Genomic DNA, 14,357 nt, shown 5'->3' with positions numbered 1-14,357 from the left:
GCGGCGTCGCGCGACGCCCTTTGCAAAAGGGTGAAAAACTCGGGCCGCGGATCCATGAACAGCTTGAAAAAATTGGGCAAGACCCGAAGCTCGTCCGCGCGTTCTTCAGACATCCATCTGTCCGCTATATTTCTGACCTATGAGTAAGCGCGTATAAATACGCGCTCCATATCATGCTTCCTGTCATTTTTTACCTGTATTTTCTTTAACGTCACACTCCGCCTCTCCCTGCACCAACGAAGGAAGAATCTCTGCCTGTCCTCGTCGACCTCGCCACACCCACTTCGTGATTTACGCTGTACAAAACTCCCTGGCTCGAGAAATTTCAGTTGAGCGTCGAGTGTTTTCGATACGCGTACGTAACATCATTGAAGATGCAACGTTCTCGCTGGGTGGTTTGTGGCAAATATATTTTCGCGCGCTTCCCTTAATCTCCTGCCGTGATCGCCCTGCGCCATCGACGCTGGCTTCCGCTCTCGATCAGACTTCCCGCAACGCTCCAAGCCCCCTGTTTTTCAAAGTACCGCTCATTAAAAGCAAATCGCGTGCCATCGTTGCGCCACCCCTGAGACTCCGGGCATTTGAGTGCGCCCCAAAAAGTTTCCCCGCTGAATTCGAGCAAAATGTTGTATTTCTGAAACAACGGACTCTTTTATCCGATGAGAAATGACTTAAATATTCCACGCAGGACCTGATTGACATCATCGAAAAAACGTCATGCAGTTTCAGAGACAATGTGCCGAAGGAACCCGCGCCCGCGGTGTCCGAAATTGTTGCCCTCCAGGTCGTCATATCTGGCGCGACTCATCCGCATTTAATAACTTCGCCACTATCCGCAATACGCAAAGAGGAACTGGTTTTCCCTGAATTGTCGGAGTTGATGTCGCGCGTTTGTCAGTCGATAACCGCATCATTGGCGCGTTTTACAATCGAACCGCTTTTTATTGAAAAAAATTTCAGGCTCTGATAACGCGTAAATTTTGGCGTCCCGGCCGTGCGTGCATTTGCGGCGCAAGGTACGCTTCTTGCCTTCATGAAACAAATGACGATTAACCAAACCGGATTTTTCCGCGCCCAAAGCCCGCAGGCCATAACATGATTGCAATTGGCTCTATTTTTAATCGATTTTTTATGAACCCGTAATTGGCAATGCGATTTTATTAGACTTATCAAAGGATGAAAAATCATGAAGCCTTATCGCAATCGTCCATTTTGGCGGAAGTTGAACGCCGTTGGAGCGATCATCGTATCCATCTCTACGCTAGCCTTCGCGCTTGCCGTTCCTGACGCGAACGCACAGGGGAAAGGCAATTCCTCTGTCGTAAAGGCAAAGGCCCCTCCATTGCCAAACGGTTCCGCTCAAGTCATCGTGAAACCAGGGATGTCCGACGAGGGATGGAAGAAGGCTTACAAGGAGACTGGACGTCCTCCCTTCAACAGGAAGTCCGTCAAGCGAATCGGTAACGGTGTGGAACGTGACTAGGAGAAACGGTCATGAAAAAGATCTTGCTCGTCATCGCGCTGCTTGCCGGCCTCGCGCAAGTCATGCTGCCGAGTACGGCGAGCGCTCAACTTACTACGGCACACACACTCGTGCTATACGACAATCCGGCCAACGATCCCTATTCGAAGCTTGGCCTGATGTACAGCATCATGTTGCGAAATTTGCTGGGCCATTTCAATACGACAGTGGACCTCGTTCCGATACAGAACTATACGGCCGGAATGGTAACGAACCACGACGTCACGTTCTATATAGGCGACTACTACAACAATCCGGTTCCTACGACGTTCATGAACGACGTGATGGCCACCACGAAGACCGTGGTCTGGTTCAAATACAACTTGTGGCAACTGGCATGGAACTCCGCCTACACCTTCAACCAGACCTTCGGCTTCAGCTTTAATGGCCTTGCCGGGCTGAACGCAACACCTTCTTCAAGCAATCCGAATCCGGGCTTCTACGACACCGTCAGCTACAAGAACATGTCGATGGTCAAGTACTATGCATATGACGCATCGACCGGCGCCATCAATGCGGACCCGGATGTAGGACTGACTCAAGTCATCGACGCCACCAAGGCGCAAGCACTCGTCACGATCAAGAACAGCCAGAATGGGGCAACTACGCCGTACATCATGCGCTCGGGCAACTTCTGGTATTTCGCGGACGTGCCGTTTTCCTACATCGGCCCGACCGATCGATACCTGGTGATATGCGACGTGCTGCACGACATCCTGCAGACCAATGCGCCGGTGAACCATCGTGCGCTCGTACGTCTCGAGGATCTTGACGCATTTACAACGACGAGTTCGATGAGAACGCTCACGGATTACCTGTACTCGAAGAAGATTCCGTTCACCATGGCAACCATTCCTCTGTACATGGATCCGAACGGCTATTACAACGGAGGCGTTGCCGAGACCATCCACCTGGCAAATGCGACGGGCCTCAAGAGTGCACTGAACTATGCGCTGACGCGTGGCGGCTCGATCGTGATGCACGGCGAGACGCACCAGTACGATTCGACGCCGAATCTGCAAAATGCGGTCAGCGGCAGCGATTACGAGTTCTGGTACGCGGTCCAGAACCGTCCTGTCAATGAGGACTCGGTTCAATGGGCTGCAGGCAGAATGACGGACGGTCTGAACGAATTCACGAGCAACGGCTACAAGGTCGTCGGATGGGCCGCGCCGCAGTACCAGGTCTCGCCGCTCGCTGCGTCGGCCGCTGCCGCCCAGTGAGCTAATCTCGGAACTGGTGTACAGCGGCGGGCGGGGAATTTGAGGAAGGCGGTGGCGGTTGGCTGAGAATGTTGCTTTCTCAGGGTAACAAACCAGCAACCGAGCTCCACCACCATGGCGAAACGTACGCAGGAAGAGAACAACAGTCAAGCAGCAGCAACGGAAATGAAGGGGCCGCTGGGCCTGGACGATCTGATCCAGCAAGGCGCGCGGCAAATCATTCAACAGGCGATCGAGGCGGAATTGGCGGCGTTGCTCGAACGGTATTCGAACGTGAAGACGCTGGAGGGTCGGCGTGCAGTCGTGCGTAACGGCTACTTGCCCGAGCGCGAGATTGTCACGGCCATCGGCCCGGTGCCGGTTCAGGTGCCGAAGGTGCGCGACCGCTCGGGCTCGGGCGTGAAGTTCAATTCGAGCCTCGTGCCGCCGTACGTGCGGCGCTCGCCGCGGGTGTCGGCCGCGCTGCCGTGGCTTTATCTGCGCGGCATCTCGACGGGCGATATGAGCGAGGCGTTGAGCGTGCTGGTGGGCGATGATGCCAAGGGGCTCTCGCCGAACGTCGTGGTGCGGCTGAAGGCACAATGGGCCGAAGAGTTCGAGCAGTGGAACAAGCGCGATCTGAAGCACGCACGCTGGGTCTATTGGTGGGCCGACGGCATTCATACTGGCGCGCGCAGCGAGGACAGCGACGGCCAATGCCTGCTGGTGATCATCGGTGTGAAGCCGGACGGCAGCAAGGAGCGCGTGGCGATTGCCGACGGCTATCGGGAATCGAAGGCATCGTGGCGGGATCTGCTGCTGGATCTGAAGGCGCGTGGCTTGCAGGCCGGCCCGCTGCTGGCAGCGGGTGACGGCGCGATGGGCTTGTGGGCCGCGCTCGAAGAAGTGTTCCCGCAGACTAAGCAACAACGCTGCTGGTTCCACAAGATCGGCAACGTGCTCAACGCCTTGCCGAAGGCCCAGCATGGCCGCGCGAAAACAGACCTGGCGCAAATCTGGAATGCCGCCACTCGTGCCGAGGCACTCGTCGCGTTCGAGCGATTCATCGCGACGTATGGCGCCAAGTACCCGAAGGCCGTCGAGAAGCTCACCAAGGATCGCAACGAACTGCTTGCGTTCTACGACTTCCCGGCAGAGCACTGGCAGCACCTGAGAACAACCAATCCGATTGAGTCGACGTTCGCCACCGTGCGCCATCGCACGAGCCGCGCGCGCAATTGCCTGTCGCGCGCGACGTTCCTCGGCTTGGCGTTCAAGCTCGTTGAATCGGCTGAGCAGTCGTGGCGTCGTATTCGCGGCGCCGAAAGAATCGAACAGCTTCTGAAGGGTATTCCCTTCGAGGATGGCGTTCCGGTGATCGAAAGCGCACCGGCTCAGCAACCGCTTGCCGCTTGATCATGCTCTGACCACGCATACACCAGACTTGACATTAACTCCCGCCCAGTTTCCGACGACGTTCCAGCGGGCTGTCTATTACACCGCGGTCAATCCCCAACTGGGAACGGGCGCACCGAACCAGGACTTTTCAGCCGGGCAGTTCTTCCCGTACATCATCAACGCCGATTACTACGGTCAGCGGATCATCCCGGAGAACCTGGGCAGCATCCAATACAACATCTGCAATGTCGACCGCTTCTCGTGTATCACGTATACGTGGCAACAACTCGTCACAAACGCTCAATATGGCTCAGTGGTGCGAGATGGTTTCGCGTCTTTCTTCTTCCACCCGTACTGGCTCGAACCCGATCTCGGATTGCCGGCGTATCAGGACTTCCAGAGTTTGATAACAGGCATCACGAACCTCGGCTATACATGGGTAGACGGCACGACTGCCAAGTGATGCCGGCATGGCAGCAGCCACGTGCGACTCGGGCCAGATCCGGCAGGCAGGACGGCGGCACCGCCTCCCTGCGGGGACGGGGACGCGCTCGCGTTCGCCCCGAGCGGCGATGCTCGCGGCAATCGGTGTATCGTTCGTCGTGGCCGCCTGCAGCTGGACAGCGCATGACGACGTCCACGCCGACGGCATCGTCTGGCAGGTGGACAACGCGACGACGAACCCCGTCGGCAACTGGCAGATGCTCGGCGTACACGATTTGCTGGTCCAATGGGTGGTTGTCGACGATACCGCGTACGTTGCCGACACCGGAATCCATACGGCGGCGCACCTTCCCGACTGGGAACGCATCAGTCGTGCGCCGTGGGCCAGGAACGTCATCCTGGGCCTTGCCGGGTACCAGGATGAAAAACGTGCGCGCACCCACCTGTCGAAGCTTGCGGACGTGTCCGCAGAGGTGGCGCGCCGGCCTATGCCACTGCATGTCACCGGCTACTACTTCCCCGTCGAAATCGATCCGACCTGGCAGGAGGCGCCCAAGCTTGCCGAGATCCTGCAGCGACTGCCACGTCCGCTTTGGGTGAGCGTCTACGACCAGACCAATATCGGCGGAAAAGCGCTGGCGGACTGGCTCGCATCCTGGCTGCCGTCCGATGTCGGCGTGTTCTTTCAGGACGGCTGTGGAGGATATGCGCGCGAGCCATACGTCGCACGCGCCTACCTCGATGAGCTGGCTTCACGCCTGGGCAAACAACGCGTGCGGGTCATCGCCGAAGCCTTTCGGCCAGCCGAGCGTGGCGGATTCCGTGCAGCAAGCGCCGAAGAATTGACCAAGCAACTGTTGGCCTATCGGGGCTATCCGATCTATCTGTTCGACGGCCCTCACTATGTGTCTGACGATCTCACCCACGAGCTGACAACCAGGGCAACCAGGCTGGTCCCTGTTGGGCCAGCCGGTACGGAGCCCTGATCCTCCTTCGCATCTGCGGTCCCAGTGTCGAAGCCGCACGGCACGCAAATTGCGGCCCGCCCTTGATGCACGAAACTCTCTGGTATCTGATCGTCGGCGTGGTACTGATGACGATGGGCATCACGACGTCGGCACTGCGCGATCTGCCGTGCAGCACCGCGATGATCTATCTGCTGATCGGCATCGCACTCGGGCCGGCCGGCACAGGGCTGCTGCATCTCGACCTCGAACGCGACGCGCCGCTGCTGCGCCTGCTCGTCGAAATCGCGCTGCTCGTGTCGCTGTTCGCGATCGGCCTGAGGCTGCGGGTGCCGCTGTCCGACCGGCTGTGGCTCTTGCCGTGCCGGCTCGGCCTGCTCGCGATGGCCGTCACGGTACCGCTGCTCGCCGTTTGCGCGGTGCTCGTCCTCGGCCTCGACTGGCGCCCCGCGCTGCTGCTCGCGGCGATACTCGCGCCCACCGACCCCGTGCTCGCGCATGACGTGCAGGTGCGCGATCCGGGTGACCGTGATCTCGTGCGCTTCGCGCTGTCGGGCGAAGGCGGTCTGAACGACGGGATCGCACTGCCGTTCGCGCTTGCTGGCCTCTTGCTGTGCGGCGCTTCATCCGTTCCCCACGGGATGCCGACGCTGTCGGCAGCGTTCGCGGCCGCCACGCTGTGGGGCATCGCGGGCGCAGCAGCGATCGGCGGCGCGCTCGGCTGGGCGACGACGATGACGATCGGCTGGCTGCGGACACGGCACGCGCAGGCACTCGGCCTCGAAGGCTTCTTCGCGCTCGCGCTGATCGTGCTGTCGTTCGGCGCCGCACAGCTTGCGCACACGTACGGCTTCATCGCGACCTTCGCCGCGGGCGTGGCAATGCGGCGCGTCGAGCATCGCGCGAGCGGCGACCGCGCGCCGCACGAGGTGATCGGCAAGATCGATTCGGCGGACGTCGTCACAACCGAACAACATCCGGACAAGACGCACGCATACATGGCGGAATCGGTGCTGGGCTTCACGATCGAGCTCGAGCGCATCGCGGAAGCGATCGTGATGACGATGGTCGGCAGCTTCCTTGCGGCGACGCCAGCCCCGCTCGTCACGTGGCGATCGGCCGCTCTCGCGTCCGCGCTGTTCCTTGTCGTGCGCCCGGCCGCAGTCATGCTGTCGCTCACGGGGTCTCGCGCGACACTCGCGCAGCGGCGTTTGATGGCATGGTTCGGGATCCGCGGAATCGGCTCGTTCTACTACCTCGCGTTTGCACTCGAATACGGGCCTGCCGATGTCGTTCGTCCGCTCGCGGCGCCGGTGCTCGCGATCATCGCCGCGTCGGTGATCGCACATGGCATGTCCGCGACGCCGCTGATGAAGTGGTATCACCGGCCACATCGACACCGCTGACGAACGGATATCACCGAGCCGATCGTCGCTGTGAAGCGGTCCGTCAGCATGACCATCACGCGCTGGCGCGGTGTCTCGCTGTCGTGGCGACGCGATAGTTTCGGTGTCGATGGTGTGTCGCGAGGCTTCGTCGTCGCGCCAGCGTCGACGCGATCGTTTGCGGCGCAGGTCCGTACCCTGCTGCTTAGCGCGGAATCCATGCGTTTTTTACAACGGGGCCAGAAATCACGGCGCAGCCTATGCCAGACAACACGCAAATGCTCATTGCGCGCCCACCTTTCGTTCGAGCACCTGCGCGGCCGCCAGATGATGTCTGAGCGTCGGCAGCGTCGCCTTCGCGTATGCGCGCAAATCGGGATCCTTGCCATCGCGCGCCTCGTTCTCGAACAGCCGGATCGCCTCACGATGAGCGTCCGGGCCGGCAGCGGAGACATATGCGGTGTCGAAGTCACGGCCGCTCCTGTCGCGCAACGCCTCGACATCCGGATTGACGATCCTGACAGTCTGTTCCGGCACGCCCTTGCGCGCAGCGAGGGCACGCAGCCGCTCGTTCGCCTTGCCGTGGTCCCCGACCATCTGCTTTGCGAACGCGCGAACGTCCGGCGACGTCGATTTCTCGAGCGCGATCTGGCTTGCCTGCACCTCGCTCACGTCGGCGAGCCTGGCACGGTCGACGAATTCCGCGTCGACACCTTGCGCCTGCTTGCTGATCCGTGCGTCGTCGGGGCCCGGCGCCGGCTTGATGATTTCAGGCGGGATCTGCGTATTCGATGCGGGCGGTTCGCCCGGCATCTGCGCGTGCGTGGCGACCGCGAACAGCGCGCTGACGGCCAGCACTGCGATCCCCCGATGGATTGTGATCATTTGATACCTCCTGGCGTGACGGCAGTCGCCGCCATCAGCCGCCCAAGTTCCGCCGAAACGTACGCCGGTGCCTGCGTCACCTCGCGCGGATCGTGAGCTGGTCGCGCACCTCCTGTACGCCCTCGACCTGCTTCACGGTGTTGACGGCGAGCGTGCGCTGGTGCAAGTCGGGCACGCTGCCAGTCAACACGACGTTGCCGTTCCGCGTCTTCACGTGGATGTCACCAGATTTCAGGTCGTTCGTGCCGACGAGCGCAGCTTTCGCCTTGGTCGTGATCGTGGCGTCGCGAATCTTCGTGCCGGCCGTCTTTGCCAACGACGACATGGATGACGAAGCCGAACCGTCATCGCCCGCCGCCATCACGCTCGGCGACGCGGCAGCGCAAAATGCCGCCGCCGTGATCGTGACCGTCATTCCGAGCCGTTTCGCCGGATGGCGCTTCAGCCATGCGGACCATGCTTGCAATTGTCTGGCATTCATCGTGCCCCCCTTTCGTCGAGCCGGCGTCGCGCCGCTTGCTGACTCTGCCGCAATTCGCGTGCCGCGTGCGTGCACACGGGGTCTCACCGCACCGCAACGCACGGATCCGATTGAACGCCGATTGGTCCTCCCCACGTCGCGCGACGGATACGTCGTTTGAATGTGGGGTGCGACGATGCTGGTATGCGTGGCAGAGCATGCGGGTGCCGGACGCGAGCATGCGGGGCGAGCGAACGGGGCCTCCTCTCCCGGCGGGTGACGCCGGCCGCATCAGCGGGGTGGTTACCCATCACGCGCCCGAGTCCGAAATCCGGTCAGTGGAAATGCCCTCCGAAGAGCCCCAGCAAGCCTATAACGATCAGGTAAATCGCAACGATGTAATTCAACAGGCGCGGTACCGCCAGAATCAGAATTCCGGCGATCAGCGAGACCAACGGGCTCAAATTCGTGAATGCATGCATGACAATGCCCCTTAACAGTCGATCGCGAAATCGCCGCGAAAGGTTCCGACCCACGTGTCAGTCTCGCTGCTTCACGGGAAGCAACGTCGCTTGAAAGTGAACAGGTTGCCAATCGACATCCGATTACCCCGTCGTAACAGGCGATGGACCCGAAGCTTGCTGCGAATCTCCGGACACGAAGCGAAAGGCTCTGCCCGAGGTTGCAGGCCGTATTACATGACGTCGCATGTCGCGATCGCTGACTTTCCGGCCCGCGATGCACCGGGAAGTGCAGCGCTACGACGCGAATCATGATGTCCTCCTCGAATCGATGCCTGCCGATTCCGCATGTTCAAATCGGATGTAACGCGGCCCCTGCGCGGTCACGCGTCGGCACAAAGATCGCTATTGCATGTGACTCGCCACGTCGAGCATCGCGTCGGTCAATTCGACGGTCAGCATGGCTGGCAGTTGCTGATCCGGCAGCCGGTCGATCATGTGCTGCACATTGTCGTGCAGCACCATGTGCACGCGTTCGCGCGCAGCGGCATCGAGCACGGCATACCGCTCCATTGCGCTCAGTTCGAGCGCTAGCACGACCGTGTGCTGCGTTGCGTCGCCGGGGACGGCCCATGCCGCGTGGAAGGAAATTCGGCCCGTTGCCTCGTCGACCTGGACGGTCATATCGAGATCGACGTTGGCGTCCATCTCGTCATGCTCGGGCCCACTACGGGGGAGTGAATGCATGATGTTCTCCTGCAAGTAGCCGGATCGCGAGCGGTAGCGGCCGGCGCCGACCGTCGATCCGAATGCCTCGGAAGGAAGTGGATCAGCGTCGATATTCAGCAACTCCCATGCCGCGCCCGCGACACGTTTCCGGGGCCGGCCGGCACGGGGCTGCTGCATCTCGACGTCGAACGCGACGCGCTCGCGCATGCGTTTTTACAACGGGGCCAGGAACGACGGCGCCGCAACCCGGCGTGGCACGCCGCGCGTCGCAACGGGCGTCGCACGGAACGTCGCTCAACGCGGGCGCCGGTTCAGTCAATCCGCTCGAAGCGGATCACGTGCTCGGTGCGCTTGCCGTCGCCGTGCGAGATATCGACGGTTCTCACATGACAGACGCGCCAGCCGGGTCGCGCCGAGACCAGCGGCAGGTTGCCGTCCGGACGGCTCTCGAATCCGCCGAGCCCTTCGTCCAGCGTATCGACACTGTCGTCGAGCGATGCGTTCGAATAGATCACGTTGTCGTGCCATTTCGACGCGTCCTGGCGCGCCTCCATGCCCTTGCCGTCGACGTCGACCGCGTTGTCGGTTGCGGCCATGTTGGCATTGTCGAGCGTCACGATCCGGCTCGCGGCGCGCCGCACGGGATCGCCGCTGTCGCTTGCGTACGTGTCGACATCGATTGGCGGCAGCCCCGTCGGGACCTTTGCCGCGACAGCTTCCGGCGACAGCCGCCGCAGTGCGACGTCCGGCGTGTCATGGCCGGTGGCCGTCGTCTTCAAGTCGCGGTTCTCGGTGACTTGCTGCCGTTGCTTCGGCGCGCGGTCTGATTTGGAATGCTGCATCGCCCCTCCTGTTTGGGCCGGCGCGGGCCAGCCCTGTCGAATGGCGTCGTGCGCGCGAACGCGCGCTCAAAACCGGTTGACGTGGAAAAATTGTCTGGCATTCATCGTGCCCTCTTTCGTCGAGCCGGCGTCGCGCCGCTTGCTGGTATTGGGTATTGCCGCAATTTGCGTGCCGCGTGCCCCGACACTAAGGAGCATGACAAGTCTCCTCCCCAAGCAGCTGGTTGGCACAACCGATCACGTCGTCGACGCTGATGGCGGTCGCGCACGCGTGTTCGTACGGACAGGTCTCGAACATGCACGGCCGGCAGGACGGGTAGTTTGCGAGCACGCGATGCCGTTCACGGTCGAGCGGCGCCCAGCGCACGACGTCGCTTCCGCACGCGACGACGACGCTCGGCGTGCCGAGTGCCGCAGCGACGTACGAGACGCTCGTGTCGTTGCAAAGCAGGAGCCGCGCGCGGCCGATCAGTACCGCGAGCGCCCCGAGCGGCGTTCGCCCGCACAGATCTACGCACGGGCGGCCGAGGCCGGAGACGAACGCATCAGCCAGTGCCGCTTCCTCGTGTGCGCCCGTAAGCACGATTCGCCAGCCAGCGTCCGCGAGCCACCGCGCGACGCCCGCAAAGCGCTCGACGGGCCAACGCCGCGACGCCAGTTGCGCACCCGGATGGACGACCACGTAGCGGCCGGGCACGAGGTCATACTTGTCGCAGAGCACATGCCAGATCGCGTAGTCGAGGCCGCTCAGCGGGAACTCCAGATAATCGCCGCAGTCGTCGTAGCCGAGGCGCCGCATGAGGCCCAGGTTGCGCGCGATCTCCGTTTCGCCGTCGACCCACGGTATCGCGCAGTCGAGCGGCGCCGCCCGGCCGTCTGACGGCGCGAAGCCTGCGGTGCGCGTCGCGCCAAGCGCCGTGACGACTGCATTCGCATGCGTACCGTTGTCATGCAGCTGGATCGCGAGATCGAAGCGGCTCACGCGACAGGTCGCGTAGAACGTGTCACATTGCCCCGCATCAGGATTGTCCGGTCCGGCGAAGCCCGGCACGCCGGGAAACGCGATGAAGACGTCGATGTAGTCGGCGAACCGCGACGCGAATTCTCGCGCCCACGGCAGGCCGATCAGCGTGATCCGCGCGTGCGGTTCGCCATGCCGCAACGCACGCAATGCTGGCACCGCACACAGCATGTCGCCAAGCTGCAACGCGCGGAACACCGCGACATGCAACCGCGCAGGCGCGTCCGGCACCGGTTCGGGAGGATCGTTCATCATGGGAAAAACATCTTGAAATGCCGCGCATCGTTCAGCGTCGCACCGCTGAACGGAGCGCACGGTGGCTTTCCACGCGGCCGGCTTCGATGTCGTCGGGGATGTCGCCGATCATCCAGCACGCGTCGAACGCGACGCCAGGCGTCGTCGCCACGCACCGCAACAAGCACGCCCGCGATGCGGCGGCTGAACCGGGAAATCGAATCACATGCACCTCTTGAAAGGATCGGAACAACGAGCGTCCGTCCCTGTGTCGGAGCGATTTCCGTGCCCGGCAAGCATGCCTTGCCAGCGAGGTCACGCAACATGACCGCGCGCAGGGCTGCCGCTGCCGGTTGGCATTTTTTATATCAGGTTGTAAAACGCGCTCGCTGCCGTTCAGAGCGCCAGCGCGTCCGGCGTCGCGTGTGCGCGATCTGGCAGGGTCAAGTCGTCCACGCGCAGCCGACACGACTCCTGCGTCTGCCTGAACTCACGCCCGGATAGGGTGATGGCAACCTCGCCCTTCCGGAAACCGCCCCCACCGCCGCAAGTGCTGTTGCCCGTCAGCGCCAATCGCCACGATTACGTGAAGATTCAGGAACACGCTCTTCCCCGGCACCGTATATCTCTTAAGCACTCGCTTACCTAGACTGCAGTCATCGGTTACGAACAAGGTGTTCGTAGCGAGACACCAAAAAATGGAGGTAAGCATCATGAAGAACCTGATTCAAGCCGTCGTCGTTGCCGCTGCCCTTGCCGCTCCGGTCGCCGTGTTCGCGCAAGGCAATGCGCCGCTGACCCGCGCCCAGGTGCGCGCGGAGCTGGTCGAACTCGAGCAGGCAGGCTACAACCCGGCGACCGGCGAAGACCCGCACTACCCTGAGGCCATTCAGGCCGCGCAAGCGCGCGTGGCGCAACAGCATGCCGTCGCGCAGGCACAAGGCGTCGACAACAGTGGCGTCGGCAACGAAGCGCAAGCGGCCGCGGCGGCCGGCAAGCCCGGGAAGATGATGCAACCGCGCGCCAATGACGAGATGAAGTCGTTGTACCGCGGGCACTAAGTCACGATCGGGCGAAGCGGTTTCATTCATCCGGAACTGCTGCCGATCGATTTCGACTGACAGACCGGCTCGCCGTGGCGATCATGCCCATCGGGCCGGTTCAATGTAATACCTCCGCCATCGGACCTCCGATGGCTTGGCCCGGCCCTCCCGGGCCGGGCGCTTTTTGAGCGCGCCTTCGTCGCTCACACCAACCGCCAACGCGTGCGGCCGACGTAGCGCGCGGGCACATTGCGGAAGTTCGGCCTTTGCGGCCGTTCGGGAAGCGAGTCGTTGCGACGGCTACAGAGCGCTTTCCTGACATCCGGCACACCACGGCTGCCAATGTCCGCCGTCGCCGTCATTCAGAGCTGACACATCTCGCCCGGCCCCGCGCCCCCGTGTGAGGCGCAGGCGGGATGCGTCATCGAATGACGTGCAGAACACTGAATTTCCGCTCCGGAATCGACGTGCTTGCAAGCGAGAGCGACGATCTTTTCAGTGAGTTCTCGTCAAATCCCTTGTTCTCTGCGTCAAGGTTAATTCTCGGAGGCAAACATCGGATGCGTGACTAACGCGCTCCGACTTCCATCAACCTCGCCTGACACTCGCGGACCACTGCGTCGCCGACTGCGTTCGGGTCGATCTTCTCCGACGCAGGTGTCTGATACGCAGCATGCAAGCGCGGATCAATGATGTCGCGCGCGATCCATTCGGGCGTATTGCCTGGCTGCCCCATCGTGGAGATATACAGCGCGCTTCGCGCCTCGTCGCGTGTGCGACCGTTATTACGGAGGTCGATTGCCTGCATCGCGTTCTTGCCAGCGACCCAGCAAACGGGGCGAGCCGTTCCGCCTGCGCCCCTGGCAAATACCGCCGGTGCGGCGACGAAGATTGCGAGCGCAAGCGCTGCGACGTATGCATATTTCTTCATGAGATTTCTCCGTCTGGTTGTGGATTGAAGATGGCGTCGTCGGTGTCATCGGCGTGCGCCTCGTTGGCCTTCCCCGCTGCGTCGCCCTCCAATGCCGCCAGGTATTTGCCGACGGCGGTAATGATTCGCAGTGCCATGTTTTCTCTTCAGAAGAATTTCGGCGGCGGCTGGTCTACGCCAAGGTCGCGCCACGCCATCAGCCGCTCTACGCTTGTATTGTTTTTTTTGATCGGCGCTTGCCGCATGTCGGACGAGAAGTGTCCGAGTAGCGCTCGGGCGTCAGGTGACGGGATGGTGGCGCGCCGTGTAGAAGTGTGCTTTACCGGGCATGGGGCCGCGCGGGTTTGACGACTCGACCCTCAAATGCTTCAGGTCGTAGCGGCCGCCATTCTGCGCGCCGTTCGCCCACGCCGCCTGGCAGTCGCACGTTTCGCCGGCATCGTCCTCAAGTACGGTGTTAGACCGCGCGACGAGCTGCGAGTTGGCCTCCGCACATGACGTTACGGTGATCCAGCGGTAGAACCGCAAGCTCCCGGTACCACAATCGCGCTTTCGATCGGGAACTGCATCTTGGTACGTCCAGCGGTTCCGATACCGACAGTGACATTCGCTAGTGCGGTAGGCGGTCGGATAAACAGATCAGAGCTGCGCCACCACGCATTTGCGCCGCGCCAATGCAAAAACCCCCGCCTGTCGGGCGGGGGTTCTTGGCTTAGGGAGCCTGACGATTACCTACTTTCACACGGGAATCCGCACTATCATCGGCGTAGAGTCGTTTCACGGTCCTGTTCGGGATGGGAAGGGGTGGGACCGACTCGCTATGGTCATCAGGCAA

Annotated in this window: 15 protein-coding genes, 1 rRNA gene and 3 pseudogenes; 8 read left to right on the top strand and 11 right to left on the bottom strand. The window is 61.8% G+C overall.

Going from position 1 to position 14,357, the window contains the following annotated elements; all coding sequences use genetic code 11:
* Positions 1–143, top strand: a pseudogene (locus DID96_RS36320) (IS630 family transposase); the annotation flags it as partial.
* A gap of 751 nt (positions 144–894) precedes the next feature.
* On the opposite strand, the gene DID96_RS36315 reads toward DID96_RS36320, so the two are convergent.
* A complete protein-coding gene (locus DID96_RS36315; protein ID WP_124603978.1) occupies positions 895–1,188 on the bottom strand; it encodes a hypothetical protein in 294 nt (97 codons plus the stop codon).
* Between the two features lie 306 nt (positions 1,189–1,494).
* Between DID96_RS36315 and DID96_RS36305 the strand changes: the two are divergent.
* The 5 genes and pseudogenes from DID96_RS36305 to DID96_RS36285 all read left to right on the top strand — a co-directional run.
* Positions 1,495–2,736: pseudogene (locus DID96_RS36305) on the top strand (DUF2334 domain-containing protein); the annotation flags it as partial.
* Positions 2,737–2,859: 123 nt separating this feature from the next.
* The gene (locus tag DID96_RS36300; RefSeq protein ID WP_124603976.1) at positions 2,860–4,140 is read left to right on the top strand and encodes an IS256 family transposase; all 1,281 of its coding nucleotides are present in this window, start codon (positions 2,860–2,862) and stop codon (positions 4,138–4,140) included.
* A 43-nt stretch (positions 4,141–4,183) separates the two neighbouring features.
* Positions 4,184–4,585: pseudogene (locus DID96_RS36295) on the top strand (papd-like protein); the annotation flags it as partial.
* 7 nt (positions 4,586–4,592) lie between these two features.
* Positions 4,593–5,552: a hypothetical protein gene (locus DID96_RS36290; protein WP_124603975.1), complete on the top strand. Its 960-nt coding sequence runs from the start codon at positions 4,593–4,595 to the stop codon at positions 5,550–5,552.
* Between the two features lie 65 nt (positions 5,553–5,617).
* The gene (locus DID96_RS36285) at positions 5,618–6,937 is read left to right on the top strand and encodes a sodium:proton antiporter (RefSeq protein ID WP_124603974.1); all 1,320 of its coding nucleotides are present in this window, start codon (positions 5,618–5,620) and stop codon (positions 6,935–6,937) included.
* 261 nt (positions 6,938–7,198) lie between these two features.
* On the opposite strand, the gene DID96_RS36280 is transcribed toward DID96_RS36285, so the two are convergent.
* Positions 7,199–7,801, bottom strand: a complete 603-nt coding sequence (locus DID96_RS36280; protein WP_124603973.1) for a DUF4142 domain-containing protein — start codon at positions 7,799–7,801, stop codon at positions 7,199–7,201.
* A gap of 76 nt (positions 7,802–7,877) precedes the next feature.
* Positions 7,878–8,216, bottom strand: coding sequence for a BON domain-containing protein (locus DID96_RS36275; protein WP_260464151.1), 339 nt, complete (start codon positions 8,214–8,216; stop codon positions 7,878–7,880).
* Here DID96_RS36275 and DID96_RS39300 point away from each other — a divergent pair.
* The gene (locus DID96_RS39300) at positions 8,125–8,442 is read left to right on the top strand and encodes a hypothetical protein (protein WP_260464153.1); all 318 of its coding nucleotides are present in this window, start codon (positions 8,125–8,127) and stop codon (positions 8,440–8,442) included. The two genes, DID96_RS36275 and DID96_RS39300, sit on opposite strands and share 92 nt — an antisense overlap.
* A 154-nt stretch (positions 8,443–8,596) precedes the next feature.
* Here the strand turns inward: DID96_RS39300 and DID96_RS36270 are convergent, their stop codons facing one another.
* The 5 genes from DID96_RS36270 to DID96_RS36255 form a co-directional block, all read right to left on the bottom strand.
* On the bottom strand, positions 8,597–8,743 hold the full coding sequence (locus DID96_RS36270) for a DUF3096 domain-containing protein (RefSeq protein ID WP_124603971.1): 147 nt from the start codon (positions 8,741–8,743) through the stop codon (positions 8,597–8,599).
* Between the two features lie 384 nt (positions 8,744–9,127).
* Complete coding sequence (locus DID96_RS39295) at positions 9,128–9,658, bottom strand: hypothetical protein (RefSeq protein WP_260464149.1); 531 nt, start codon at positions 9,656–9,658, stop codon at positions 9,128–9,130.
* Between the two features lie 104 nt (positions 9,659–9,762).
* Positions 9,763–10,293 (bottom strand): DUF3005 domain-containing protein, encoded by a 531-nt coding sequence (locus DID96_RS36260; RefSeq protein ID WP_124603970.1) that lies wholly within the window; start codon positions 10,291–10,293, stop codon positions 9,763–9,765.
* A 66-nt stretch (positions 10,294–10,359) separates the two neighbouring features.
* Complete coding sequence (locus tag DID96_RS39290) at positions 10,360–10,491, bottom strand: hypothetical protein (protein ID WP_260464148.1); 132 nt, start codon at positions 10,489–10,491, stop codon at positions 10,360–10,362.
* The gene (locus DID96_RS36255; protein WP_260464147.1) at positions 10,481–11,569 is read right to left on the bottom strand and encodes a glycosyltransferase family 9 protein; all 1,089 of its coding nucleotides are present in this window, start codon (positions 11,567–11,569) and stop codon (positions 10,481–10,483) included. The genes DID96_RS39290 and DID96_RS36255 overlap by 11 nt, the downstream gene beginning before the upstream one ends.
* Positions 11,570–12,261: 692 nt before the next feature.
* On the opposite strand from DID96_RS36255, the gene DID96_RS36250 reads away from it, so the two are divergent.
* On the top strand, positions 12,262–12,609 hold the full coding sequence (locus DID96_RS36250; protein ID WP_124603969.1) for a DUF4148 domain-containing protein: 348 nt from the start codon (positions 12,262–12,264) through the stop codon (positions 12,607–12,609).
* A 550-nt stretch (positions 12,610–13,159) separates the two neighbouring features.
* Here the strand turns inward: DID96_RS36250 and DID96_RS36245 are convergent.
* From DID96_RS36245 to rrf, 3 genes are all read right to left on the bottom strand, one after another.
* Complete coding sequence (locus DID96_RS36245; RefSeq protein ID WP_124603968.1) at positions 13,160–13,522, bottom strand: hypothetical protein; 363 nt, start codon at positions 13,520–13,522, stop codon at positions 13,160–13,162.
* Complete coding sequence (locus DID96_RS38585) at positions 13,519–13,659, bottom strand: hypothetical protein (protein ID WP_185732479.1); 141 nt, start codon at positions 13,657–13,659, stop codon at positions 13,519–13,521. The genes DID96_RS36245 and DID96_RS38585 overlap by 4 nt, the downstream gene beginning before the upstream one ends.
* Before the next feature lie 582 nt (positions 13,660–14,241).
* A 5S ribosomal RNA gene (gene rrf, locus DID96_RS36240) occupies positions 14,242–14,354 on the bottom strand.
* Positions 14,355–14,357: the final 3 nt, after the last annotated feature.

It is taken from the genome of Burkholderia sp. Bp8963 (genome assembly GCF_003854275.1).
Classification (GTDB): Bacteria; Pseudomonadota; Gammaproteobacteria; order Burkholderiales; family Burkholderiaceae; genus Burkholderia.
Note: the sequence above shows the minus strand (reverse complement) of the source record. Positions and strands in the feature narration are given on the sequence as shown.